The following is a 25,610-nucleotide window of genomic DNA, read 5'->3' on the forward strand; positions in this document are numbered from 1 at the left end:
GTCCTGATGATCACGGAGAAGTCGGGGAACCTCCTTCTGGACGACGCGGACGCGCTGGTCAACACCGTCAACACCGTTGGGGTGATGGGCAAGGGCCTGGCGCTCCAGTTCAAGCGGGCCTACCCGGACAACTTCGAGGCGTACCGCGCAGCCTGCGCCCGTGGCTCAGTCGTACCCGGAAAGATCTTCAGCACCCGTCTCGTCGATGGTCGCTGGATTCTCAACTTCCCGACCAAGCGTCACTGGCGGGAGCGGTCAAGACTCGCGGACATCGAGTCGGGGCTTGTGGCGCTCGCGAAGGTGATTGACGAACTGGGCTTGCGTAGCGTCGCGATACCGCCGCTCGGGTGCGGTAACGGCGGCCTCGAATGGTCGGTGGTGCGGGCTCTGATCATGGATCGGTTGGGCGGAACGGACTGCGAGATCAGGCTGTACGGCCTGGGCACCCCTGATCCACGGGACATGCCGGTCGATCCGAGGCCGCCCCGCATGAACCTTCGGCGGAGTCGGCTTCTGCACGCTGTGCGCGCCTATGCGACGGCGTCGCTGTTCGCGGGGGTCGCGATCGACACCGCGACGTCGCTTGTCGAGGTGCACAAGACGGTCTACCTGCTTCAAGCAGCCGGGCTGGATCTGGGTTACCGGTTCGAGCGCGGCAAGTACGGTCCCGTCTCGTTTGACCTCAATCGTGAGCTCGCCGGACTCGAAGGCCATTATCTTGTCGGCTACGGCGATGGAACGGGCGGCGCGCGGGCCGACCTTGAGCTGCTGCCTGCGGGGTTGGAGGCGTGCGCGTCTGGCGACCCCGAGTTCGACCGGGCCTGGGGGGCGGTCGCTGAGGCGATCTCCGGATATGAGTACCCCGATGGGATGGAGCTACTCGGCACCGTCCACTTCGTGGCCGCCGAGGCCGCGACGTTCGACGTGGACGAGGTCGCTCGCCTCGTCGCCTCCTGGAATCAGCGCAAACGTGCCCTGTTCTCCCGGGCCGACATCGGCCAGGCGCTCGCCCACCTTCGGACGACTGCGGTGCTGACCGGCTGACGGCACGTCACGCCTCGCGGGCGCGCGCCAGGCCATCGGGACGCGGAGTCCGGCGGGTCGGGTTTTGGTCGGTGGGGTCAGGCGGTGTTGCCCTTGCAGATGTTGTCGCTGGCCTTGACTTCGTCGTCGACCTTGGGGATGGAGGCGGGGGCGGAGCCCAGGCCCGTGTAGTCGGCGCCCAGGTAGAGGTGGACTTCGCCTGCGGGGAGGGTCGCGTCCAGTTGGGGGGTGGTGTCGGGGAGGAGTTTGGCGAGTTGGGCGGCGGCGGCCTCGCCGCCGGTGCCGTAGGCGATGACGGTCTGGGCCAGGGTGCCGTTCTTGTAGGTGCCGGTGGCGCCCAGTGACGCCTGGTACTTCTTCGCGCCGAGGTCGGTGACGGCGCGGCCCGCGAGTCCCTGGCGGTTCGTGCCGTTGTAGACCTTCACCGTGATGTCGGCGGGCTTGACCGGCTTGGCGGCCGCGACGGGCTCGGTGGTGACGCCGTCGTCCTCCTGGTCGGCGGGCTGCGTCTTCGGCTTGCCCGACTTCGGCTGCTTGGCGATGTGGTTGTCCCGGCGGATCGCGTCGAACAGCTCCTGCGCCTTGGCGTCCTGCCAGAAGACGACGCCCGCCAGCGCCGGGTTCGACGCGCGCTCGGCCTCGGTCGCGTACCGCCACGGCACCGTGACAAAACGGATGCTCTTGGGGTTGATGCCCTTGACCTTGTTGGCCAGATCCAGGATCTCGGTGGAGTTGAAGCCCTCGTCGGTCTTCAACGACTTGGTCGCCGCGTTGATGAACTTCGGCAGCTTGATCGGGTCGGTGAGGATGCCGCCCTTGGTGACCTTCTGCACGATCGAGCTCATGAACTGCTGCTGCCGCTTGATCCGGCCGAGGTCGGTGCCGTCGCCGAGCTGGTAGCGAGTGCGGACCCAGCCGAGCGCCTGCTTGCCGTTGATGACCTGGCGGCCCGCCTTGGGGATGACGAGCTGCGCTTTCGGGTCGGTGAACGCCTTCGGCGAGCAGATCTCCACGCCGCCGATCGCGTTGACGATGTCGCGGAAGCCGGTGAAGTCCACCTTGACGAAGTGGTCGACGCGGATCTGGGTGAGGCTCTCGATCGTCGCCCAGGTGCAGTACGGGCCCGCGTAGGCGAACGCCGAGTTGATCTTGTCGGTGCGGGCGCCGACCGTCCCGCCGTCCTTGTCCTTGCACTCGGGGATCGGCACCCAGGAGTCACGCGGGAAGCTGACGGCGACGGCCTTCTCCCCGCCCGCCGACAGGTGCAGCAGGATCGCGGTGTCGGACCGTTCCCCTTCGACGCTGCTCCCGTACTTGCCGTTCTTGCCGCCGCGCGTGTCGGAGCCGAGGACGAGGATGTTCACCGAGCTGTTCAGCTTCTCCGGCCGCTTCTCGTCCTTGAGGTTGCCGGTGTCCTTGAGCTGCTCGATGTTGCCCGCGAGGAACTTGTAGTAGAAGCCGTACGCCGTCAGGCTCGTGAGCACGACGCACGCGGCGAGGCCGATGGAGACCCACTGGGCGATCTTCCAGCCCTTGCCCTGCTTCCCGGCAGCCTGGTACTCCCCGCTGATCTCCGGTGTCTCCAGGAAGTCGAGGTCGTAGTCGATTCCGCCGCGCATGGCCCCTGCTCGTGATCCTGAAATTTCGCCAAGGTTGTCAGCAGTATGGCGGATCTGTCGCTTCTTGTTTGAATCGTTGTCGATCGTTCACCGGTGTCCCGGTCCGCCGCCGTGGTCTGCGGCTTCTCGGTAGGGTGGGCGCCGTGAGTCCCGAGCAGCCGCCCGTCCAGGTCACCGTCGTCCTGCCCTGCTACAACGAGCAGGACCACGTCGCGGACGAGGTGGAACGCATCGCCAAGAGCCTCGACGCGAGCGGCTACACCTACGAGCTGCTCGCCTTCGACGACTGCTCGACCGACGAGACGCTGGCCCGGCTCCGCGAGGTCGAGCCGCGGTTCCCGCACCTGCGCGTCATCCCGTTCCACCACAACAGCGGGTCCGGCACGATCCGCCGGATCGGCAGCCAGCAGGCCCGCGGCGACGTCGTGGTGTGGACCGACGCCGACATGACCTACCCCAACGAGCGGATCCCCGAGCTCGTGCAGATCCTCGACGAGGATCGCACGGTGGACCAGGTCGTCGGCGCGCGGCGCACCGAGGAGGGCTCGCACAAGCTGCTGCGCGTCCCCGCCAAGTGGGCGATCCGCAAGATCGCCGAGCGGCTGTCGGGGTCGAAGATCCCGGACCTGAACTCCGGGCTGCGCGCGTTCCGCCGCGACGTCGCCAGGCCCTACCTGCGGCTGCTGCCGCCCGGCTTCTCCTGTGTCACCACGATCACACTGGCGTTCCTGTGTAACCAGCACGGGGTGCGGTACCTGCCCATCGACTACTACAAGCGCGCGGGCAAGTCGAAGTTCCACTTCACCAAGGACGCCTACCGGTACATCCTCCAGGTGCTCCGGATGATCATGTACTTCAACCCGCTCAAGGTGCTCATGCCGCTGGCGCTGTGGCTGCTCGGCCTGGCGGTGGTGAAGGCCGTGGTGGACCAGTTCACGCACAACCTGCTGTACCTGTCGAACAACACGATGCTGATGTTCATGAGCGGGCTGCTGACGGCGTCGCTGGCGCTGCTCGCCGATCTGATCGTGCGGTCCCGGGGCGACGTGTGAGGATCGCCCTCGTCGGGCCCGCGTTCCCCTACAAGGGCGGCGGGGCACGGCACACCACCGAGCTGGCGCACCGGCTCGCGGCGGCGGGGCACGAGGTCGTCCTCGAATCGTGGAAGGCGCAGTATCCGGGGTTCCTGTATCCGGGGCGGCAGACGATCGACGTCCCCGAGGGTGAGCTCTTTCCTTCGACGTCCCGGAGGCTGTCGTGGCGGCGTCCGGACGGGTGGTACGCGGCCGGTAGGAGGCTGCGTTCCTACGATCTTGTCGTGTTGGCCGTGCTTTCGTCCGTGCAGGTACCCGCGTACCTGGGGATCCTGCGGGGGCTCGGGGACAAGGGGAAGGCCGTGGCGCTCTGCCACAACGTGCTTCCCCATGAGCCGAAGCCTTACGACCGGCCGTTGATGCGGGCCCTGCTGCGCCGGGTCGGGAGGGTGCTCACGCACACGTCCGAGCAGGCCGTTCTCGCCGAGGCGCTGACGGACGCGCCCGTGCGCGTCGCGGAGCTGCCGATGCACCTGCCCGCCGGGCGCCCCGAGGGCGGGGCCGGGGGAGCGGGGCTGCTGTTCTTCGGGATCGTGCGGCCCTACAAGGGGCTCGACGTGCTCCTGCGCGCGCTTCCCGAGGGGGTGCGGCTGACCGTGGCGGGGGAGTTCTGGTCCGGGCTCGAAGAAGCGGGCGCGCTCATCGCCGAACGCGGCATCACCGACCAGGTGGATCTGCGGCCCGGCTACCTCGCCGCCGAGGAGATCCCCGGCCTGTTCGCCCGCGCCGACGCCCTCGTGCTGCCCTACCGTTCGGCGACGGCCTCACAGAACGTCCTCATGGCCTTCGAACACGGGCTGCCGGTGATCGCGACCCGCGTCGGCGGGTTCCCGGCGCAGATCCGCGACGGCGTGGACGGCGTCCTGGCCGAGCCGGACGACCCCGACTCGCTGCGCGCGGCCGTCACGAGGCTCCAGGCCGACCGTGCCGGGTTCCGGGCCAGGGTCGAGCGTCCGGACCCCGAACCCGTCTGGCGCGGCTACCTGGACGCGCTGACGGCGCCGTAGCCGCCTGCCGTCACGGGGACCCCTCCAGGGGGCGGTGATCGTCGCCGGGGACGAGGCCGCGCGTTTCGTTCGCGGGCGCGGGCTGGAGGCGTCCGACGCCCGCCCACAGGAGGTCGGCGGCGGTCAGGACGGCGCGGGAGGCGAGCGCCACGACGAGGGACTCGGCCTGGCCCGTCACCGGGGCGAGCGCGAGCACGAGCGCGGCCTCCCGGGCGCCCAGGCCGCCCGGAGCGAAGATCACGAGGAAGCCGATGACGTACGCGAGCGCGTAGGCGCCGCCCGCGAGCGCCGGGGATCCGGACGGAAGCAGCAGCCACAGGTGGACGGAGAAGCAGGCCCACCCCAGGAGCGTCCAGGAGACGGCGGCGCCCATCGTCCGGGTGGGCACCGGCTTGTCCAGCAGTGGCCTGCGCGCGGCCCGGAGCACGAGGTTCAGGGCCCACGTGACGATCCGGGGGTGCAGGCAGCCCAGCAGGACGGGAGTCAGGGTGAGCGCCCACCAGTACGTCCTTACCGCGTCAGCCGAGGTGAGCGGGAGGAGGGCGGCGGCCGTGAGGCACCCGGTGGCGACGGTCGTGGCCATCGCCAGCAGCGTCGCCGCCCCCGACGCCGTCCGGGCGACCCCGTACCCACGGGCCAGCTCCACCTGCCCGACCAGGGCCCAGACGGAGCCGGGCACGTACTTGCCGAGTTGGCCGAGGAACATGATTCTGGTGGTGGCGCGCACGGGGAGGGGGGCGCCGCATCCGGTGAGCAGGGCGCGCCAGCCGAGCATCCAGCATCCGAGGCCGGCCAGGCCCGCGATGAGGGAGCCGGCCAGGCCGGGGGGCGACATCCGGGACAAGGCATCGGTGATCGCCGCCCACTGGGACACGACGCCGTAAAGGCAGCAGCCCAGTGCGGTGAGCACGAAGATCGACTTGAGCCGGCGGGAGTTCACTCGGCCACCCTATGGGGGAGAAAGTTGCCAGTAGGCTCTGTGATCTGCTCCGGACGGCCGGGTCAGATGGTGTCAGAAAGGTGTGGCGTGGAAGCGATACTCCTGGTCGGGGGCAAGGGAACGAGGCTGCGGCCGTTGACGATCTCCACCCCGAAGCCACTGCTGCCGACCGCGGGCGTGCCCTTCCTGGCGCACCAGTTGGCCAGGGCGAGCGCGGCGGGCATCACCCGCATCGTCTTCGCCACCTCCTACCGGTCGGAGATGTTCGAGGCGGCTTTTGGGAACGAGGCTTACGGGCTGGAACTCGTCTATGTGGACGAGGCGCGTCCGTTGGGCACGGGCGGCGCGATCCGGAACGCGGGCCAGGCGCTGGTGAGCAAGCCGGACGATCCGGTCCTCGTGCTCAACGGCGACATCCTGTCCGGCCACTCCATCCCCGACCAGGTGCAGACCCACCTGGACTCCGAGGCGGCCGTCACCCTTCACCTCACCGAGGTGGACGACCCTTCGCGGTTCGGGTGTGTGCCGACGTCGCCCGACGGCAGGGTCACCGCCTTCCTGGAGAAGACGAACAACCCCGTCACCAACCGGATCAACGCGGGCTCCTACGTGTTCCGCCGCGAGGTGATCGACACGATCCCCTTCAACGAGGTCGTCTCGGTGGAGCGGGAGACGTTCCCCGGCCTGATCGCGGCGGGCGAGACGGTCATGGGCTTTGTGGACGCGCACTACTGGCTCGACGTCGGCACGCCCTCGGCGTTCGTGCGCGGCTCCTGCGACCTCGTCACGGGCCTGCTGGAGTCGCCGGCGCTGCCGGGCAAGCCGGGCCCCATGCTGGCCCTGGAGGGCGCGAACGTGTCGCCGCGGGCCGTCGTCACGGCGGGCACCGTGGTCGGCTGCGACGCGACGATCGAGGCGGGTTCGACGGTCAGCGGGAGCGTCCTGTTCGACGAGGCGGTCGTGGCCAAGGGCGCGTGGGTGCGCAACTCGGTGCTGGGCCGGGGCGCACGGGTGGCGTCCGGCGCGATGCTGGACGGCGCGATCCTCGGTGACGGCGCCGTCGTCGGCCCCGGCAACGAGCTCGGCGACGGGCTGCGGCTGTGGCCGGGCATCGAGCTGCCGCCGACGGCCGTCCGGTTCTCCAGCGACGTGTAGTGCCGACCCGCGTCTGGGAGGCGCCGTGGCCGGTGCGGCCGCGGCGCACCCTCGCGGTGTACCGGCGGGGTCCGCACGACCCCGCCTATCGGGTGACCCCTGACGGCACCGTCTGGCGCGCCTCCCGCACGCCGGAAGGGCCGGGCGCGTTGGCGGTGTCCGCGTCGGGCGGGCGGGTGGAGGCGGAGGCGTGGGGTCCGGGCGCGGAGTGGCTGTTGGAGTCGCTGCCCGCGCTGCTGGGCGCGGAGGACGAGCCGGAGAGGCTCGTTCCGGTGGACGACGTGGTGAAGGACGCGGCCCGTAGGTTCCCGTTCCGGATAGCGCGGTCGGGCCTGGTGTTCGAGGCGCTCGTCCCGGCCGTCCTGGAGCAGAAGGTGCCGGGCGCCGAGGCGTGGCGGGCCTGGGGGTACCTGCTGCGGCGGTTCGGCGAGCCCGCGCCGGGCGTGCCGGAGCTGCGGGTGCCGCCGCCGCCGGAGGTGTGGGCGCGGATCCCGTCGTGGGAGTGGCACAGGGCGGGCGCGGAGGCCGTCCGTGGGCGGACCATCATCGGTGCCGCGCGGGCCCGGCTGGAACGCGAGCCGGGAGAGGGGCCCGTGGGGCGCGCTGAGGGCGCCGCGGCGCGGTTGGGGGCGCTGCCGGGGGTCGGGCCCTGGACGGTCGCGGAGGTCCGCCAGCGGGCGCTGGGCGACCCGGACGCGGTGTCGGTGGGCGACTACAACCTTCCGGGGATCGTCGGCTGGGCGTTCCTGGGCCGCAAGGTGGACGACGCGACGATGTTGGAGCTGCTGGAGCCGTACCGGGGGCAGCGCTACCGCGTCACGACGTTGCTGCAGCTCGCGGGGCATACGCCGCCGAAGCGCGGACCCCGCCTGAGCGTTCGGGATTACCGGGGCTTTTAGCGGGGTTCTTTACGTTCATATGACTTTCGTCTGTTGTGGGGGGTCTGCCCTGTTCCCACTATGACGCTTGGCATAGAGTGCGCTCATGGAGAGCGCAGTGAGTGAATCCGGGCTGCGCCGCGCCCTGGCGCGCGCCCGCGACGGCAAGACCCTCGACCGGGCCGAGGCCGCGGTCCTGCTCCACGCGCGAGGAGAGCACCTCGACCAACTGCTCGCCCACGCCGCCCGCACCCGCGACGCCGGTCTGCGCGACGCCGGACGCCCCGGCGTCATCACCTACAGCCGCAAGGTGTTCATCCCGCTGACGCGGCTCTGCCGCGACCGCTGTGGCTACTGTACGTTCGCCACCGCCCCGCACAAGCTCCCGGCGCCGTTCCTCAGCCCCGACGAGGTGCTCGACATCGCCCGTCAGGGCGCGGCGCTCGGCTGCAAGGAGGCACTCTTCACGCTCGGCGACCGGCCCGAGGACCGCTGGCACCAGGCCCGCGAATGGCTGGACGAGCAAGGCTACGACGACACCCTCTCCTACGTGCGCGCGATGGCCATCCGCGTGCTTGAGGAGACGGGCCTGCTACCGCACCTCAACCCCGGTGTCCTGTCCTGGCGCGACTTCCAGCGGCTCAAGCCCGTCGCGCCGTCCATGGGGATGATGCTGGAGACCACCGCGACCCGCCTGTTCACCGAGAAGGGCGGGCCGCACTACGGCTCGCCCGACAAGGACCCGGCCGTCCGGCTGCGGGTGCTGGAAGACGCGGGGCGCTGCAACGTCCCCTTCACCACCGGCATCCTCATCGGCATCGGCGAGACCATCGAGGAACGCGCCGACGCGCTGTTCGCGATCCGCAGGACCATGCGCGAGTACGGCGCGATCCAGGAGGTCATCGTCCAGAACTTCCGCGCCAAGCCGGACACCGCCATGCGCGGCACGCCGGACGCGGAACTCGCCGAACTCGCCGCGACGATCGCCGTCGCCCGGCTCGTCCTCGGGCCCAAGGCGCGCATCCAGGCCCCGCCCAACCTCGTGGACGACGAGTACGCGCTGATGCTGCGGGCCGGGATCGACGACTGGGGCGGGGTGTCCCCGCTGACGCCCGACCACGTCAACCCCGAGCGTCCGTGGCCGCAGATAGACGAACTCGCTTCCCGGACGGCCTCGGCGGGGTTCACCCTGCGGGAGCGGCTCACGATCTATCCGGAGTACGTGAAGAAGGGAGAGCCGTGGCTGGACCCGCGCCTCGTGGAGCACGTCCGGGCGCTCTCCACACCTGACGGGCTCGCCGCGGAGGACGCGGTGGTGGAAGGCCGTCCCTGGCAGGAGCCGGACGGAGGGTTCGCCTCCCCGCTCGGGCGGACGGACCTGCACGTCGCCATCGACAGCGAAGGGCGCACGTCCGACAGGCGCGACGACTTCGACGAGGTGTACGGCGACTGGGACGCGCTGCGCGACAGGGTGCGCGCCCCCGAGCGGTTCGACGCCGACGTCAAGGCAGCGCTGGCGGCGGCCGAACGGGACCCGGCGGGGCTGTCGGACGAGCACGCGCTCGCCCTGCTGCACGCCGACGGGCCCGAACTCACCGCGCTCGCCCGGATCGCCGACGACCTGCGGCGCGAGGTGAACGGCGACGACGTCACCTACGTGGTGACCCGGAACATCAACTTCACCAACGTCTGCTACACGGGATGCCGCTTCTGCGCGTTCGCTCAGCGGCGCACCGACGCGGACGCCTACAGCCTCTCCCTGTCGCAGGTCGGCGACCGCGTCGACCAGGCGTGGGAGGCGGGGGCCACAGAGATCTGCATGCAGGGCGGCATCCACCCCGACCTTCCGGGAACCGCGTACTTCGACCTCGCCCGTGAGGTGAAGAAGCGGCAGCCCGACATCCACCTGCACTCCTACAGCCCGATGGAGGTCGTCAACGGCGTCGCCCGCACCGGGCTGTCCCTGCGCGAGTGGCTCATCGCCGCCAAGGAGGCGGGGGTGGACTCGCTGCCCGGCACCGCCGCCGAGATCCTCGACGACGACGTCCGCTGGGTGCTGACCAAGGGCAAGCTCCCGACGTCGGCGTGGGTCGACGTGGTGAGGACCGCCCACTCGGTGGGGCTGCCCACCACGTCCACGATGATGTACGGGCATGTGGACACGCCCGCGCACTGGGTCGGGCACCTGAGGCTGCTCCGCTCCCTCCAGGAGGAGACGGGCGGATTCACCGAGTTCGTGCTGCTGCCCTTCGTGCACCACAACGCGCCGATCTACCTGGCGGGCATCGCGCGGCCGGGGCCGACGGTGCGGGAGAACCGCGCCGTCCACGCGCTGGCCCGGATCCTCCTGCACGGCGCCATCGACAACATCCAGACGAGCTGGGTGAAGCTTTCGGACGACCTGTGCACCGAGGTCCTCCAGGGCGGCGTGAACGACCTGGGCGGCACCCTCATGGAGGAGACGATCTCCCGTATGGCGGGCTCCGGGAACGGGTCGTTCAAGACGATCTCGTCCCTGGAGTCCATCGCCGCGCGCGCGGGCCGTCCCGCCGTCCAGCGCACCACGACCTACGGACGTCCCACCTCCGAACGTCTGGCGGCCGCTCGCAAGACCGACGGCGTAGGCCACTTCTTGCCCCTCGCCACGGCCTGACCCGTCCCGTCCGTCCCGTCCGCCCCGAGTGCCGCGCGCGCTCGGGGCGGCTCGGTGGGTCGTTCGTGGCGGAGTGGGGGGATGTGCGACGGTTGGGGCTGGTGGGGGAAGATCATAGGCATGGGTGGAAAACGGGGGGTGCGGCGGGGGAGTGTGCTCGTCGCGTATCTGTTCACTGTGGTGATGGCGGGGACGACGCTGCCGACGCCGCTGTACGCGATCTACGCGGGGCGGCTGGACCTGTCGCCGTTGATGGTGACGGTGATCTACGCGGTTTACGCGGTGGGGGTGCTGGGAACGCTCCAGGTGTTCGGGCGGGTGTCCGACCATGTGGGGCGGCGGGCGGTGTTGGTGGGGGCCGTGGGGTTCTCGGCGGTGTCGGCGCTGGTGTTCATGGAGTTCTCGGGGCTTGCGGGACTGTTCGTGGGACGGGTGGTGTCAGGGGTGTCAGCGGGGTTGATGACGGGTGCGGCCACGGCCTATCTGGCTGAGCTGGAAGCGCCGTTGGGGGATCGGGGCAAGGCCGGTTTGATGGCCACGCTCGCGAACATGGGCGGGCTCGGGCTCGGGCCGCTGATCGCGGGGGTTCTCGCCGACCATGTGGCACGGCCGCTCTTCACGCCGTTCCTGGTGGGGATGCTGCTGCTCGCCCCGGTCGGGCTGGTCTTCGCGTGGCGGCTACCGGAGACGGTGGCACGGCGCGACGGTCTCCGCGCGGGGGTGAGCTTCCAGCGGGCGTCGGTGCCCGCCGCGATCCGGGCGCCCTTCCTCGCCGCCTCGATAGCGGCGCTGGCGTCGTTCTCGCTGCTCGGCTTCGTCACCGCGCTGGCCGGGCAGGTGCTCGCCGAGGGGCTGGGCAACCACAGCCATCAGACGGCGGGCCTGCTGGCCGCGCTGATGTTCGGCGCGGCGGCCGTCGCGCAGGTCGCGGCGGGGAGGTTCCCGCCGAAGACCGCGATCCTGGCGGGCCTGGCGGTGTTCCCCGTGGGGGCCGCGGTGATGGTCGCGGCGGTGGCGGCGGCGTCGCTGCCGCTGCTGGTGGTCGGCGCGCTCGTCGGCGGGCTCGGCGTGGGCCTGGCGTTCCGCGCGGGGCTGACGCTCATGACGCTGGTCGCGCCGGAGGACCGCAGGGGCGAGGTGATCTCGGCGTTCTTCCTCGTGGCCTACGTGGGGCTGACGATCCCCGTGGTGGCCTCCGGCGTCCTGGTGACCCTCACGTCGCTGCTGGACACCACGATCGTCCTCGCGGTCTTCCTGACGGTGCTGGCCGCCGTCTCCGCCGCCGTCATCACCCGCATCCCGGGCCCGCGCCCCTTACCGGCGGCGGCTAGCGGATCTCGACGAACGCGTCGGGCAGGCGCGGGGGGCGGTCTCTGGGCTCGGCGGCGGCGTGGCCGACGGCGATGGCGCCCATCGGGTCCCACGCGTCGGGCAGACCGAGGGTCGCGCGGACCACCGGACGGCAGAACATCGTGCTGGAGACCCAGCAGGAGGCCAGGTTCTCGGCTGTGAGGCCCACGAGGAGGTTCTGCACGGCCGCGCCCGTCGAGACGAGGAACATCTCCCGCTCGGCGGCGTTGCGGCGCGCGTCGGGGTAGTCGTGCAGGCCCGCCGACGTGTCCAGGCACGGGACGATCAGGTAGGGCGCGCGGCGCAGGACGTCGCCACGGCGCAGGCGCCTGGTGACGGACTCCTCGGTGAAGCCGTCCGCCTCCAGGTCGGCCCGCCAGGCGTCGCGCATGGCGTCGAGCAGGCCCAGCCGTGACTCGGGCGACTCCAGCAGCACGAACCGCCACGGCGTCGTGTGGTGCGGGGCGGGAGCCGTCAGGGCTGCCGAGAGCGCGCGGCGGACCGCCTCGCCGTCCACCGGCCGCGCGGTGAACTCGCGGATGGTGCGGCGGGCGTGCAGGAGTTCGGCGCCGCCCCAGCGGAAGAGGTCCTCGGCCGGGTCGCGCACGAGGGCGCGGGCGCCGGGGCCGTCCGCTTCCGTCACCAGATGGGCCAGGCCCCGGATGACGGCCACCGGGACGCCGTCGAGCTTGCCCTTGGCCAGCTCCGCGGCGGCCGCCAGCTCGTCGGCGACGGCGGTGACGGTCGCCTCCAGGAGGTTGCCGTGGGTGTCGGTGCGGCCCCTGAAGTCGTCCAGCGGGTCCAGGCCCGCCGCGCCGATCGCGACGTCCGTCTGACCGGCCCGCCACGGCCGTCCGAACGTGTCGGAGACGAGCACCGCCACGCGGGCCGGGAGCGCGGCCCGCAGCGCGCGCGCTGACGCGTCGGGATCCTCCGGCAGGAGCAGGACGGTGCCGGGCGCCGTGTTGGAGGCGTCCACCCCGGCGGCGGCCATGACGAGCCCCTGCCTTGTCTCCACGATGCGGGTGCGGCCCTTGCGGGCCACCACGCGCACCGTCTCGGAGTCGATGGCCTTCTCCCTGTCGTCGGCCTGGAGCACGCGCCCCTCGGCCTTGCTGACGACCTTGGAGGTGACGACGAGGATGTCGCCGTCCCGCAGGTCGGGCGCCGCGGCGGTGATGAGCGCCGCGAGGTCGTCGCCCGGCCTGATCTCGGGCAGGCCCGCGATCCCGCTTATCTCGATGCTCACGCCGTCTCCTTACCCGGGTCCGCCGTGAGCTCTAGGGCGAGGTCCACAGCCGCCTGGGCGAGTGCGCGCGTCGCCTCCGGGTCGGACATGAGGAGCGGTCGCGCGCGCACGGCGATGTCCTCAAGGCCGGGGGAGGCGAAGTGCGGGCCGTCCTCGGTGGCCACGAGCCAGCCGTTCAGCAGGGCCGGGCCGTAGAAGCCCGCGACGGCCGCCGCCGACGTCTCGACGCCGATCGCGGTCAGGCAGGCGTCGGCCATGCCGCGCACGGGTAGGCCGCCGATGATGGGCGACACGCCCACGACGGTCTTGGCCTTGAGCGCGTCCCTGATGCCGGGGACGGCGAGGATGGTTCCGATGCTCACCACGGGGTTGGAAGGCGGGAACAGCACGAAGTCCGCCTCGGCGATCGCCGCGAGGACGCCGGGCGCGGGCTTCGCCTCGTCCGCGCCCACCGGCGTGATGGCCAGCGCGGGCACCGACGCCCGCAGCCGCACCCACCACTCCTGGAAGTGCACGGCGCGGCGGCCCCGCTCGTCCTCGACGACGACGTGGGTCTCGACGCGGTCGTCCGTCATCGGCAGGAGGCGGACGCCGGGCTTCCACCGGTCGCACAGCGCCTCGGTGACCTGGGAGAGCGGGTACCCGGCGTCGATCATCTGGGTGCGCACGATGTGCGTGGCGAAGTCGCGGTCGCCCAGGCCGAACCACTGGGGTTCGACGCCGTACGCGGCGAGCTCCTCCTTGACCTTGAAGGACTCGTCGGCGCGGCCCCAGCCCTGCTCCTCGTTGATGCCACCGCCCAGCGTGTACATCACGGTGTCCAGATCGGGACAGACCTTGAGCCCGAACAGATGGATATCGTCACCGGTGTTGCCGATGACCGTCACCTCGGCGTCCGGAACCGCCGCCTTGAGCCCGCGCAGGAAGCGCGCGCCGCCTATCCCCCCGGCCAGAACCACGATTTTCACGGTTCAAGTCTTCCATCCCTGCGATACGCTACGCGCCCTGGGATGAGCCGCCCAAATACCCCATTATGGAGTGATCCAGTGAACACCGAAGCCTTGCAGCGGCTGCGCGAACCCGCCGCCTTTGTGCTGCTGGGAGCCGCCGCCCTCCAGCTTCTGGCCGGGCTGATCTCGCTGTTCTCGGGGAGTTTCACCGCGAACGCCTATTACGAGACCGGAAGCTTCGGCCTGTTCGCCGGGATTGGACTCTCCGCGCTCGGCGTCCTCACGGTGATCTTCGCCACGTACGGGACCCCGTCGCCGCAGGCCAAGAACATCGTCACGGGCGCCCTCGCCGTCCTCGCCCTGGGCGCCGCGCTCGGCCTGCTGTGCCTGTTCGCCGGGCTGCTCGCCGACTCCCGCTTCATCAGCGGGGGCTCCAAGGCCGCCGCGTTCTTCTGGGGCCTGAGCAAGCTCGCCGTGACGGGCGCCGCCGCCTACTACGCCTTCCTGAACTTCAGGACCTTCCAGCCGGCCCGTCCGGCGCCCGTCCCGGGGCAGGTCTACGGGCAGCAGCCTTACGGCGAACCGTACGGTCAGCAGGCGCAGTACGGCCAGCAGCCGCAGCAGTACGGCCAGCCCCAGTACGGCGTGCAGGACCCGTACGCGCAGCAGCCCACGGCGCAGCCCGCGCAGGACCCCTACGGCCAGCAGCCGCAGCAGTACGGGCAGCCCGCCGCGCCGCAGTACGGCCAGCCGCAGGACCCGTACGGGCAGCAGCAGTACGGCCAGCCCGCGCAGCCGGGCCAGCCCGCGCCGGGCCAGCAGCCGCAGCCCGACCAGGGCCAGTGGACCCGGCAGTTCGGCGAGGATCCGTCCGCGCAGCCCCAGCAGAATGACCAGAACTGGTATCGCGGGGATCAAGGTCCGCAATAATCGGCCCCAGGAGCGCGGAGCTTCGCCCGGATAACCCATAGTTCACCCCACCTGTGGCCCCTGCCGCTTGACGCACGAGGGACTACACACGTGTAATTTCGAGTGTGTAGTTCTGACCGGGGGGCTCTACGGGGGCGGCTAGGAGGGTGCGCATGGGCGAGATCGTGATCCCGCTTGCGCACGGCGCAGACGAAGGTGAGGAGTCGGGCTGGCAGGAGCGCGCCCTGTGCGCTCAGACCGATCCGGAAGCGTTCTTTCCGGAGAAGGGCGGCTCGACCCGCGAGGCCAAGAAGGTGTGCCGGGCTTGCGAGGTCCGCGCGGAGTGTCTGGAGTACGCGCTCCAGCACGACGAGCGGTTCGGGATCTGGGGCGGCCTGTCGGAACGGGAGCGGCGCAAGCTCAAGCGCGCCGCCGTCTGAGACCGGCGCCGGACGGGGCGGCGACGACACGTCCCGGCGCTGACCGAGACCGGGCGGTCACAGTAGAGTGGGCAGCCGCGTGGACCACGGGTCCGCGCGGCTGTTCTCATTTCTTCCCCGCCTCCTCCCTTTTGTGAGCATTCGTGGCGTCTGGACTCGACAGGCACGTGGTCACCGCCGTGCTGGTCTCGCACGACGGCGCCCGCTGGCTGCCGGAGACGTTGAAGGCGCTGCTGGCCCAGACGCGCCGCATCCAGCGCCTCGTCATCGCCGACACCGGGAGCACCGACACCGGGCCCGCGATCGTCGCCGGGGTCGTCGGGCCGGGGAACCTGCTGACGCTCGATCGTGATGTGCCGTTCGCCACTGCCGTCGCGCGCGCGCTGGAGACGCCCGCCGCCAACATGCAGGTGGCCGTTGAGGAACCCGTCGAGTGGGTGTGGATCCTGCACGACGACTCCGCCCCCGCGCCCGACGCGCTGGAGAACCTCCTCCTGCACGCCGACCGCGACCCCAACGTCGGGCTCGCCGGACCGAAGCTGCGCGACTGGGACGACCGCCGCCTCCTCCTGGAGCTCGGTGTGGCCCTCGACGGGCAGGGCCGCCGCTACACCGGGGTGGACCGCGGCGAGTTCGACCAGGGCCAGCACGACGGCGTCCACGACGTGCTCGGCGTCAGCACCGCGGGCCTGCTCATCCGGCGCGACGTGTGGCGCCAGACCGGCGGGCTCGAACCCCGCTTCGGGCTGTTCCGCGACGACGTCGACCTCGGCTGGCGCGTCCACGCCGCCGGGCACCGGGTCATCGCGGTCAGCGACGCCATCGTCTACCACGCCGAGGCCGCCGCGCGCGGGGTGCGGGACACGCCCGTCGCGGCGCGGCGGCTGGACCGGCGGAACGCGCTGTGGGTGCTGCTGGCCAACCTTCCGACGCGCGCGGCCCTCGTCTCCTTCGGACGGCTTCTGTTCGGGTCCCTCCTGAGGGTGTTCCTCCTGCTGCTGGCCAAGAAGCCGATGGCGCTGCGGGACGAACTCGACGCCCTGCGGGACGTGCTTGCCGCGCCCGGTACGTTGCGGCGTCTCCGGGCGGGCCGGGCGAATGGAAGAGCGCGCGTCTACCGGTCGGTGCGGAGGTTCCAGCCGCACTGGGTGACGGTGCGCAGGCTCGGGGAGCGCCTCGGGGCCGTCATCGCGCCCACCGAGTACGGGCTGGACGAGCTGGAAGCCGAAGAGGAGAAGATTCCGCTTGCGGAGCGGGGCTTCGGGATCGTGCGCAGGGTGCTGGCGCATCCCAGCGCGATCGTCCTTCTGGTGCTGACCAGCGTGGCGTTCCTGGCCGAGCGGTCCTTCCTGGCGCACGGGCGGCTGGGAGGCGGGGCGCTCGTACCGGTGTGGGAGAGCACCGCCCAGATGTGGTCGGCTTACGCGTCCGGGTGGCACCAGGTCGGCCTTGGGTCGGCTGACGCTTCACCGCCTTACCTGGCCGTGCTGGCCGGGCTGTCCGTGCTGACGCTGGGGAAGCCGTGGCTGGCGGTGACGGCGATCCTCGTCGGGTGTGTGCCGTTGGCCGGGCTGACGGCTTATCTGGCGGCCAAGCGGCTCATCCCCACGAGCCTGCCCGCGGGGCCCCGGACGGCCCGGCTCATCCGGCGGAGCAGGGTTCCGGCGAGCGCCATCCGGGTGTGGGCGGCCGTCGCCTACGCGCTGCTGCCCGTGGCGAGCGGTGCCGTGTCGTCCGGGCGGTTCGGGACGTGCGTCGTGTACGTGCTGCTGCCTTTGATCGGACTGCTCGCCGCGCGGGTGCTGCGGGAGCCGCGCGGGAAGGTGGACGCGCGCCAGGCCCGGCGTGCCGCGTGGGGGCTCGCGCTGCTGCTTACGGTAGCGATGGCTTTTGTGCCCTTGACGTGGCTGCTTCTGCTCGTGTTGGGCGGGCTCTCCTACCTGGGGTCGAAGGCCGCGAGCGGAATCGACCTCGTCATCGGGCTGGCGGTGCCGCCGCTGCTCCTGCTGCCGACGACGCTGCAACTGCTGCGGCACCCGTCGCGGTTCCTGCTCGAAGCGGGGCTGCACCGGCCCGAACTCGTGGACACGAGCCTTTCCGTGCGGTCGATCCTGACGCTCGACCCTGGCGGGCCCGGCACGGATCTCGGGTGGGCGGCGGCCGGGCTTCTGACGCTCGCGGTGGCGGCGCTGCCTTTGCGGAGTCGGCGGACCGCCGTGATGGGCGGCTGGATGCTCATCCTGTTCGGGTTCCTCGCCGCGATCGCCGTGTCGGCCGTCATCGTCACCGAGACGCCGGGACAGGGCGCGCCCGGATGGCCCGGCGTGCCGCTGGCGTTCGCCGCCGGAGGGCTCATCCTGGCCGCCTGCGCGGGGCTCCAGCGGTCGGTGGAGCTGGTGTCCACCGGGACGTGGAAGTACCGGTTCGGGGCGGCCGGGGCGGTGCTCATCGCCGTCTCGACGCCCGCGCTGGCCGGGATCGCCTGGATCGGGACCGGCGTGAAGGGGCCCGTCAAGGCGGCGTCGGACGAGGCGCTGCCGCCGTTCGTCACCGCCGTCAACGCCGAGACCCGGGCGCGGACCCTCGCGCTCGCGCCCGACGGGAAGGGCGGGGTCTCCTACGCGCTGCTCCGGGGCGCGTCACCCGCGCTCGGAGACGAGGAGTTCCGGCCAGGCGACAAGGCACGGCGCCACCTAGACCGGGTGGTGGCCGACCTCGCCTCCGGCCGGGACGCCTCGGCCGTCAACCGGCTCGGCGTCCAGTTCCTCTACCTGAACCGGGACCCTCGGACGTCCCGCGACGAGGTGCTCCTGCAACGGCTGGACGGGGTGCCGGGGCTCGTCCGGCTGAGCCGCAGCGGCGACTTCGCCGTGTGGCGGCTCGCCGACCCCGGGGCCCGGCTCATGCTGCTGGAGGCCGACGGGGTGACCCCGCTGCCGTCGCACGAGGTGACCGCGCGGGTGGAGTTGCCCGCCGGAGAACCCGGACGCAGGGTGCTGCTCGCCGAGCCCGCCGGAGGCTGGACCGCCACCCTCGCCGGTGCCCCGGCGAAGGAGCTGACGGTGGACGGCTGGGCCGCCGCCTGGGAGGTGCCCGCCACGGGTGGAACCTTCACCCTCACCCGAGGCGACCGGCTCTGGACCACCTGGACCGCCGTCCAGGCCCTCGCCCTGATCATCGTCATCGTCCTGGCCCTGCCCGGCGGCGAGACCCCCGTCCGCCGCGACCGCCCGCGCCGCCTGGGCCGCCGCCGCGCCACCCGCCCCACCCCGGCTCCCACCACCCCCGAGCCCACCCCCGTTCCCGAACCCGCCACCGCCAGGGGAGCCACCCCGTGACCGACGACGACCTCTCCAATCCCTGGTGGGAACAGCCCCGAACCCCAACGGCCCCGCCACCCGCGAGCGCCGCCGACGACGCCCCACAGCACGCCGACGAGTGGCCGACCGACGACCGTCCCGCAGCCGACTCGGGCACGGACGACGACCCGCTGGACACGCGCGCCCAGAACCACGGCACCACGTCGGGCGACTGGTCGAAGGACAGCGGCCAGCCGGGCATCACGTTGGACGACCGGACGGGCACCACATCGGACGACCGGCCGACAAGCGGCCGCCCCGCAGCCGATTCGGGCACGGCCGACGACCCGCTGAGCGCGGGCACACGGGGCTACGGCCTGCCCGGCTCCGCCGCGTCGGAGAGCGGTGCGTGGGGCGAGGGCCCACTGGGCTCGGGGGCGCGGAGGTCTCGTGCGGGCGGTTCGTCGCTTGACGACGGCGCGCTGGGTGGCGGTGCGCGGAGGTACGGGGCGGAGTCGTCGGGGGCGGTGGACGATGACGGGTCGGGCTTGGACGCGCGGGGCTCGGGTGCCGTGAGCGCGGGCGGGCTGGGCGGCTGGTCGGGGGACGACCGTCGGACGGGTGGCGCGTCGGACGCGTGGGGCGCGGGGTGGCTTGAAGGAGGGGGTGAGGAGGGCCTTGGGCGGAGTGGGCGGTTCGCGGGTGGGGTTTGGGCTGGGTCGGTGCTGGACGCGGGTGGGGACGAGGAGAGTGAGGCTTCGAAGGCCGGGCGTGACGCTGTGGGGCGGGCTGATGACGTGGAGGGGGCTGCTGGGGCGGGCGTGGCTGCTGGGGTTGGGGTTGGGGCGGAGGGTGAGGTGGCTCGGGTCGGGGTGGGGCCTTGGCGGCGGGGTGGGGGCGACGGAGACGGGGCGGGGGTGCCTCGGGCTCGGCGGAGGGAGGGGCGCGCGGTCGGGGGGGACTCGTGGGGGAAGCGGGTGGACCGGGTGGTGGGGGTTGTGCTTGAGGTGGCTACGGCTGTCGCCGGGAACCGGTACGGGGTGGCGGCGTTGATCCTGGTCGGGGTGGCGGCGTTGGCGGGGGCGGCGGCTCTGTCGCGGCCCGGCGCGGTGGCGGGGCATCAGGGGGAGGCCGTGGTCGTGGAGGCGGCGTTGCTGGCGTGTCCGGCGGCGGAGCAGGGGGCGAGGTTCGGGGCGGCCTCGGCCGGCAAGGGCGAGGGCGGGGCCAGCGTCAGCGCGCTGGACGGCAAGGCGGACGGCAAGCCCCTCGCCGCGTTCGAGCAGACCGGGGTCTGGACGGGGACCCTGAAGAAGGGCACCGCGGTCGCCGTCAGGGCACAGGGCGGGGCGGCGGCCGGGCTGGAGGCGGCGCACACCGTCGTCGGCAAGCGCGGCGTCGAGTCGGCGCCCTGCACCGCGCCGGGCACCGAGCACTGGTTCGTGACGCCCGGCCCCGGTGACGGCCCCCTGGACCTGCACGTGACGAACGTCGACGACGCCCCCGCCTCGGTCGACCTTGAGGCGATCTCCGACGACGGCTCACTCGACACGACCGACGGCAAGGCGCTGGAGATCCCGCCGCGCTCGACCCGGGTGATCGGGATCGGCGAGACGCTCGACGGGCTCGGCCCGATCGCGTCCGACGCGCGGGTGATGGCGCTGCGCGTCACCGCGACGAGCGGGCGCGTCGCCGCCGCCGTCCACGCCGACGCGGGCCGCCGCGGCCTCGACTGGGCGACGGCCGCCGCGCCCCCCGCCCGCCACGTGATCGTGCCGGGCGTGCCCGGCGGCAGCGGCACCCGGACGCTCTTCGTCGGCACGCCCTCGCGCGACGACGCCAGGGTGGAGATCCGGGTGATCACCGCCGACGGCGTGTTCGCCCCCGAGGGCCAGGGCCTGCTCGACGTGCCCGCCGGAACCGTGATCCCCGTCGATCTTGAGGCGGCGCTCGGCGGCAAGCCCGCCGCCGTCGAGTTGCGCTCGACCAAGCCGCTCGTCGCCGGGCTCGCCGCGGGCGGCTACGACCTGGGCCTCGGCGCGTCGGCGGTGCCCCTGGACGGCGGCACGACGGCCGTGGGGGCGCTCCCGGCCGCCGGGGCCACCCGGGTCAAGGCGGCGGCCCGCGAGACGGCCTCGGTCGTCCTCACGGCCCCGGAGCGGGACGCGGTCGTCGAGATCACCCCGCTGGTGCCGGGCCAGGGCGCCCCGGCGGAGGTCAGGATCCCGGCGGGTCGCACGGTCGAGGTCCCGTTCACCGCGACGGCGGTCCGGATCGTCCCGAAGGCGGGTTCCGGTCCGGTCTATGGGGCCCGCGTCCTCACCGTGAAGGCGGGCCAGCGCCGCGACCACCGCACCGTCCGCACGCTCGTCCCGGCCCCGCTGGAGATCCGTCTCCCGCCGGTCTCCGACAGCCTCACCTCAGTGATCCCGTAGGCGGCTGTCAGCCCTCTTCGGGGTCCTCGACGTCCTCGGGATCGAGGCCGAGCAGGATCGCGACCTCGTCGACGACGACCTCGTGGATGAGCCGCACCAGCTCGCGCTCGCCCTTGCCGTCCTTGCCCGCGCGGGCCTCCAGCGGGCGGCGGAACACCACGACGCGCGGCACCCCCGCGACGGTCCTGGTGACGGCGAGGGGCACCCGGGCCGCGCCGGGCACCGCCTCGGGGATGTCCTCGACGGCGAACTCGACGCCGGACAGCTCGGACCGCCAGGGCGCCACGATCCGCTGGACCTCCTCGCGGACGAGGTCGTCGAACTTCTCGGCGCGGGTGAGGGAGATCGGCACCTCGGGCGGGGCCAGCGGGCCGCGCAGCCCTCGGCCGTGGCGGTCACGGCGCCTGACTCTCCTCACGCGGGCAGTCTACGCGTGGAGCGGGAGGGCCCCGGAGGGAACGGGGGCAACGGGGGTAACGGCCAACCGATTTGTTGCTGTATTAGATGAAACGCGAGACACGATCACGCGGATACTGGCGATGCGGGCCGGAAAGGCGTACGTTCAGCCAACGTGAGCCCTGTCCGCATCTGCTCCCGCACCGCGTGCAAAGCGTCTGCAGTCTTCACGCTCACGTACGTCTACCGCGACTCCACCGCGGTCCTGGGTCCGCTTGCCGCGTACGTCGAGCCGCACTGCTACGACCTGTGCGCCGAACACGCCGACCGGCTGACCGCGCCCATGGGCTGGGAGCTGCTGCGGCTGCCCGCCGAAGAGGCGTCCGACCAGCCCACCAGCGACGACCTTGAGGCCCTCGCCGACGCCGTCCGTGAGGCGGCCCGGCCGACGGGTCCGGGAGCCGAGCCGGTGGGGCAGGGCACCGAGGTGGGCCGCAGGGGCCATCTCCGGGTCCTGCGCTCCGACCAGCCGCGACCGTAAGAAACGACCGCGTAACAGCGTCCCCCCTTCACCCCGGTAGGCTCGAAGTCCAAGACCGACGAGCCGGAGGGACACCCGACGTGGGCGATCTCGCCAAGATCTTCAAGGCCTACGACGTGCGCGGCGTCGTACCCGATGACTTCGACGAGGAGATCGCCGAAGCCACCGGGGCGGCCTTCATACGGGTCACCGGCGCCACCCGGATCGTCACCGCCCACGACATGCGCGCCTCCTCCGTCCCCCTGGCCGCCGCCTTCGCGCGCGGCGCGACGTCCCAGGGCGCGGACGTGGTCGAGGCGGGCCTCGGCTCGACGGACCTCCTGTACTACGCGAGCGGCAGCCTGGACCTGCCCGGCGTCATGTTCACCGCCAGCCACAACCCGGCCCGGTACAACGGCATGAAGATGTGCCTTGCCGGAGCCCGTCCGGTAGGCCAGGACACCGGCCTGCGCGACATCCGTGATCTCGTCGCGGCGGGTGTCCCGCCCTACGACGGCCCCGTCGGCAAGGTGGAGCGGCGCGACCTGCTCGCCGGGTACGCCGCGCACCTGAAGACCCTGGTGAAGCTGGACGGCATCCGTCCGCTCAAGGTCGTCGTGGACGCCGGGAACGGCATGGGCGGGCACACCGTCCCCGCCGTGTTCGAGGGGTTGCCCCTGGACGTCGTCCCGCTGTACTTCGAGCTCGACGGCACGTTCCCCAACCACGAGGCGAACCCGATCGAGCCGGAGAACCTGCGTGACCTCCAGGCCGCCGTGGTGGCGCACAAGGCAGATCTCGGCCTTGCCTTCGACGGCGACGCCGACCGCTGCTTCGCCGTGGACGAGCGCGGCGAGATCGTCTCGCCGTCCGCGATCACCGCGCTGGTGGCCGAGCGGGAGCTGGCCAAGTATCCGGGCGCGCGCGTCGTGCACAACCTGATCTGTTCGGCGGCCGTGCCGGAGATCATCGCCGAGAACGGCGGGGTGCCGGTGCGCACCCGCGTCGGGCACTCGTTCATCAAGAAGACCATGGCCGACGTCGGCGCGGTCTTCGGCGGCGAGCACTCGGCCCACTTCTACTTCCGCGACTTCTGGTTCGCCGACTCAGGGATGCTCGCCGCCCTGCACGTGCTGGCGGCGTTGGGCGAGCAGGACGGCGCGCTGTCGTCGCTGCTGGCGTCCTACGACCGGTATGTCGCCTCGGGGGAGATCAACAGCGAGGTCGCCGACCAGGCGGCCGCCGTGGCGCGGGTCGGGGCCGTCTTCGCCGGACGCGCGGGCGTCACCGTGGACGAGCTGGACGGGACGACGTTCACGGGCGACGGCTGGTGGTTCAACCTGCGCGCGTCCAACACAGAACCGCTGCTTCGACTCAACGCCGAGGCGGGAGACGAGCGGACCATGGCGGCGATCCGGGACGAAGTCCTCGCGATCGTCCGCACCGAGGAGGCGAAGTGAAGATCGACGCGTGGCTCCTGGAGATCCTCGCCTGCCCGAACTGCAGGGGCGCGCTGCGCGCCGAGGACGGAGAGCTCGTCTGTGAGGGCGAGTGCGGCAACGTCTACCCGGTGACCGCCGAGGGCGTGCCGGTCCTGCTCGTCGACGAGGCGAGGGCCCCCCGGGCATGACCCACGCGGCGGGCGCGCTCGACGACCCGGACGCGCTGGAGGCGGGCGACCGGAGCGGCATGCTCCGTCTCGTCGCCTCCGGCGCCGCCCACCTGCGCCAGGCGGCCGGGCTCACCGCGGAGGCGGGCCTGGCCGAGGCGCTGCACGGCGCGGGACGGCCCAGGTCCGTCGTGGTCGCGGGTCCGGGCGCGGCGGGGCAGGTCGTCGCGGCGGTGTGCGGGACGGGCTGTCCGGTGCCGGTGCTCGCGGTGGACGGCAAGGCGCTGCCCGGTTGGATCGGCGCGACCGACCTGCTCTTCGCGCTCGGTGACGAGTCCTTCGACCTCGCGGCGCAGGCGGTGCGGCGCGGCACGGCCGTCGTCGGGATCGGCCACGCGGACGCCCGGCTGCGCTCCCTCGCGGTGCAGAACCGGCTGCTGTACGTGCCGCTGCCACCCCCGGCCGGGCCCGTGCGCGCGCTTCTGTGGGCGCAGGTGGTGCCCATCCTGCTCGTCCTACGCGGCCTCAATATCGTCGCGCTGCCAGACGACGCGCTGGAGGCCGCCGCCGTACGGCTGGAAGAGGTGGCGCACAGGTGCCGTCCGTCGGGTGAACCTTTTGTGAACCCGGCCAAGCAGCTCGCCCTGGACCTCGCGGGCGCGCTGCCGATGCCGTGGGGCGGCACGCCGCTGGAGCGGGCGGCGGCCGAGCGGCTCGCGGCGCAGCTCGGCGACAACGCGAAGGTGCCGGTCGCGAGGCCGCTGCCCGGCTCCCTGGACGCCGCCCCGCCCGACGCCGACGACTTCTTCCGGGACCGGACCGACGACCCCGAGTCCGCGCTCCATCTCGTCGTGCTGAACGAGGGAGGGCGCGTCGCGGTGGCGGACGCGGCCCGCGCCCGGGGGATCCCGGTCACGGAGATCACCGCCGAAGGCGCGCACTCGTTGGAGCGCGCCGCCTCGCTGATCGGCTTGTGCGACTATGTGTCCGTTTACCTGGCCTTGGCGCTGGGAGTGGACCCGAGCCCCGTCCCCGCGCGCACCGAAATCGAAGCGAGGATCTACTAGATGTCAGCAGAAGGCGGAACCAAGGCGATCGTCGCGGCACTCGTGGCGAACCTGGGGATCGCGGCGGCCAAGTTCGTGGCCTACGTCTTCACGAGTTCCTCGTCGATGCTCGCCGAGTCCATCCACTCCGTCGCGGACTCCGGCAACCAGGCGCTGCTGCTGGTGGGCAAGAAGCGGGCGACCCGTGCCAGCACGCCCGACCACCCGTTCGGCTACGGCCGCGAGCGGTACTTCTACGCCTTCATCGTCGCGCTCGTCCTGTTCACCGTAGGCGCGGTGTTCTCCATCTACGAGGGCGTGCACAAGCTCCAGGATCCGCATCCGGTCCAGTCGCCGCAGTGGGCGTTCGGCGTGCTCATCGCGGCGATCGTCATGGAGACGTTCTCGTTCCGGACGGCGATCGTCGAGTCCAACGCGGTGCGCGGCGACCGGTCGTGGTGGGAGTTCATCCGCCGCTCCAAGGCGCCCGAGCTGCCCGTGGTGCTCCTGGAGGACCTGGGTGCTCTCGTCGGCCTGGTCCTGGCGCTGCTGGGCGTCGGCCTGGCCGTCATCACCGGCGACGGGATCTGGGACGCGTTCGGCACCATCGCGATCGGCGTGCTGCTCGCGGTCATCGCGGTGATCCTCGCGTTCGAGACCAAGAGCCTCCTGCTCGGCGAGGGCGCGGGCGAGGCCGCCGACAAGGAGATCATCGCGGCGCTGGAGTCGGTGCCCGAGGTCGACCGGGTGATCCACCTGCGCACCCAGTACCTGGGGCCCGAGGAGCTGCTGGTCGCGGCGAAGATCGCGGTCGGCGACGACGACACCGCGGTCGAGATCGCCAAGGCCATCGACGCGGCCGAGAGCAAGGTCAGGGAGCTGATGCCGGTCGCGCGGCTCATCTACCTGGAGCCCGACCTGGACAAGCACAGGCCGGAGAAGTCCGCGCAGAACGGCGCGGCGCCGGTCGCCTAGGCGAACCGGACGAGAAAGACAAAGGCGTCGGCGGCCTGAGCCGTC

Annotated in this window: 20 protein-coding genes and 1 pseudogene; 16 read left to right on the forward strand and 5 right to left on the reverse strand. The window is 72.1% G+C overall.

Features of this window, described 5'->3' with window-relative positions:
• Positions 1–6: 6 nt before the first annotated feature.
• Positions 7–1,044 carry a macro domain-containing protein gene (locus tag LO762_RS18535; protein WP_230616748.1) on the forward strand — a complete coding sequence of 346 codons (1,038 nt, stop codon included), beginning with the start codon at positions 7–9 and terminating at the stop codon, positions 1,042–1,044.
• A 77-nt stretch (positions 1,045–1,121) separates the two neighbouring features.
• On the opposite strand, the gene LO762_RS18540 is transcribed toward LO762_RS18535, so the two are convergent.
• On the reverse strand, positions 1,122–2,663 hold the full coding sequence (locus LO762_RS18540; RefSeq protein WP_230616749.1) for an LCP family protein: 1,542 nt from the start codon (positions 2,661–2,663) through the stop codon (positions 1,122–1,124).
• 143 nt (positions 2,664–2,806) lie between these two features.
• Here LO762_RS18540 and LO762_RS18545 point away from each other — a divergent pair, with 143 nt between their 5' ends.
• Positions 2,807–3,715 (forward strand): glycosyltransferase family 2 protein, encoded by a 909-nt coding sequence (locus LO762_RS18545; RefSeq protein WP_230616750.1) that lies wholly within the window; start codon positions 2,807–2,809, stop codon positions 3,713–3,715.
• Positions 3,712–4,764, forward strand: coding sequence for a glycosyltransferase family 4 protein (locus tag LO762_RS18550; protein WP_230616751.1), 1,053 nt, complete (start codon positions 3,712–3,714; stop codon positions 4,762–4,764). Before LO762_RS18545 ends, LO762_RS18550 begins: the two co-directional genes overlap by 4 nt.
• Positions 4,765–4,774: 10 nt before the next feature.
• Here LO762_RS18550 and LO762_RS18555 read toward each other — a convergent pair whose 3' ends face one another.
• Positions 4,775–5,704 carry a lysylphosphatidylglycerol synthase transmembrane domain-containing protein gene (locus tag LO762_RS18555; protein WP_230616752.1) on the reverse strand — a complete coding sequence of 310 codons (930 nt, stop codon included), beginning with the start codon at positions 5,702–5,704 and terminating at the stop codon, positions 4,775–4,777.
• Positions 5,705–5,791: 87 nt separating this feature from the next.
• Between LO762_RS18555 and LO762_RS18560 the strand changes: the two genes are divergently transcribed.
• The 4 genes and pseudogenes from LO762_RS18560 to LO762_RS18575 form a co-directional block, all read left to right on the forward strand.
• Positions 5,792–6,859, forward strand: a complete 1,068-nt coding sequence (locus tag LO762_RS18560) for a sugar phosphate nucleotidyltransferase (protein ID WP_230616753.1) — start codon at positions 5,792–5,794, stop codon at positions 6,857–6,859.
• The gene (locus LO762_RS18565) at positions 6,859–7,758 is read left to right on the forward strand and encodes a DNA-3-methyladenine glycosylase (protein WP_230616754.1); all 900 of its coding nucleotides are present in this window, start codon (positions 6,859–6,861) and stop codon (positions 7,756–7,758) included. Before LO762_RS18560 ends, LO762_RS18565 begins: the two co-directional genes overlap by 1 nt.
• An 85-nt stretch (positions 7,759–7,843) precedes the next feature.
• The gene (locus LO762_RS18570; protein WP_230616755.1) at positions 7,844–10,390 is read left to right on the forward strand and encodes a bifunctional FO biosynthesis protein CofGH; all 2,547 of its coding nucleotides are present in this window, start codon (positions 7,844–7,846) and stop codon (positions 10,388–10,390) included.
• A gap of 183 nt (positions 10,391–10,573) precedes the next feature.
• Positions 10,574–11,668: pseudogene (locus LO762_RS18575) on the forward strand (MFS transporter); the annotation flags it as partial.
• A 49-nt stretch (positions 11,669–11,717) separates the two neighbouring features.
• Here LO762_RS18575 and LO762_RS18580 read toward each other — a convergent pair.
• Positions 11,718–12,989: a coenzyme F420-0:L-glutamate ligase gene (locus LO762_RS18580; protein ID WP_230616756.1), complete on the reverse strand. Its 1,272-nt coding sequence runs from the start codon at positions 12,987–12,989 to the stop codon at positions 11,718–11,720.
• Positions 12,986–13,957, reverse strand: a complete 972-nt coding sequence (gene cofD / locus LO762_RS18585; RefSeq protein WP_230616757.1) for a 2-phospho-L-lactate transferase — start codon at positions 13,955–13,957, stop codon at positions 12,986–12,988. Before cofD ends, LO762_RS18580 begins: the two co-directional genes overlap by 4 nt.
• 78 nt (positions 13,958–14,035) lie before the next feature.
• Between cofD and LO762_RS33105 the strand changes: the two genes are divergently transcribed.
• From LO762_RS33105 to LO762_RS33560, 4 genes are all read left to right on the forward strand, one after another.
• Complete coding sequence (locus LO762_RS33105; RefSeq protein ID WP_304523667.1) at positions 14,036–14,869, forward strand: hypothetical protein; 834 nt, start codon at positions 14,036–14,038, stop codon at positions 14,867–14,869.
• 152 nt (positions 14,870–15,021) lie between these two features.
• Positions 15,022–15,288 (forward strand): WhiB family transcriptional regulator, encoded by a 267-nt coding sequence (locus tag LO762_RS18595; RefSeq protein WP_230616758.1) that lies wholly within the window; start codon positions 15,022–15,024, stop codon positions 15,286–15,288.
• 143 nt (positions 15,289–15,431) lie between these two features.
• Entirely contained in the window at positions 15,432–18,626 is a 3,195-nt protein-coding gene (locus LO762_RS18600; protein WP_230616759.1) for a glycosyltransferase family 2 protein, read from the forward strand.
• A complete protein-coding gene (locus tag LO762_RS33560) occupies positions 18,623–21,019 on the forward strand; it encodes a DUF5719 family protein (protein WP_308104147.1) in 2,397 nt (798 codons plus the stop codon). Before LO762_RS18600 ends, LO762_RS33560 begins: the two co-directional genes overlap by 4 nt.
• A gap of 7 nt (positions 21,020–21,026) precedes the next feature.
• Here LO762_RS33560 and LO762_RS18615 read toward each other — a convergent pair whose 3' ends face one another.
• Positions 21,027–21,437, reverse strand: coding sequence for a metallopeptidase family protein (locus LO762_RS18615; protein ID WP_230616760.1), 411 nt, complete (start codon positions 21,435–21,437; stop codon positions 21,027–21,029).
• A gap of 153 nt (positions 21,438–21,590) precedes the next feature.
• Between LO762_RS18615 and LO762_RS18620 the strand changes: the two genes are divergently transcribed.
• From LO762_RS18620 to LO762_RS18640, 5 genes are all read left to right on the forward strand, one after another.
• A complete protein-coding gene (locus LO762_RS18620) occupies positions 21,591–21,956 on the forward strand; it encodes a DUF3499 domain-containing protein (RefSeq protein WP_230616761.1) in 366 nt (121 codons plus the stop codon).
• A gap of 80 nt (positions 21,957–22,036) precedes the next feature.
• Entirely contained in the window at positions 22,037–23,395 is a 1,359-nt protein-coding gene (locus LO762_RS18625) for a phosphomannomutase/phosphoglucomutase (RefSeq protein ID WP_230616762.1), read from the forward strand.
• A complete protein-coding gene (locus tag LO762_RS18630) occupies positions 23,392–23,565 on the forward strand; it encodes a Trm112 family protein (protein WP_230616763.1) in 174 nt (57 codons plus the stop codon). The genes LO762_RS18625 and LO762_RS18630 overlap by 4 nt, the downstream gene beginning before the upstream one ends.
• Positions 23,562–24,611 (forward strand): SIS domain-containing protein, encoded by a 1,050-nt coding sequence (locus LO762_RS18635; protein ID WP_230616764.1) that lies wholly within the window; start codon positions 23,562–23,564, stop codon positions 24,609–24,611. Before LO762_RS18630 ends, LO762_RS18635 begins: the two co-directional genes overlap by 4 nt.
• On the forward strand, positions 24,612–25,565 hold the full coding sequence (locus LO762_RS18640) for a cation diffusion facilitator family transporter (protein ID WP_230616765.1): 954 nt from the start codon (positions 24,612–24,614) through the stop codon (positions 25,563–25,565).
• Positions 25,566–25,610 lie beyond the last annotated feature (45 nt).

The sequence above is a fragment of the Actinocorallia sp. API 0066 genome, assembly GCF_020991275.1.
Lineage (GTDB): Bacteria > Actinomycetota > Actinomycetes > Streptosporangiales > Streptosporangiaceae > Actinocorallia.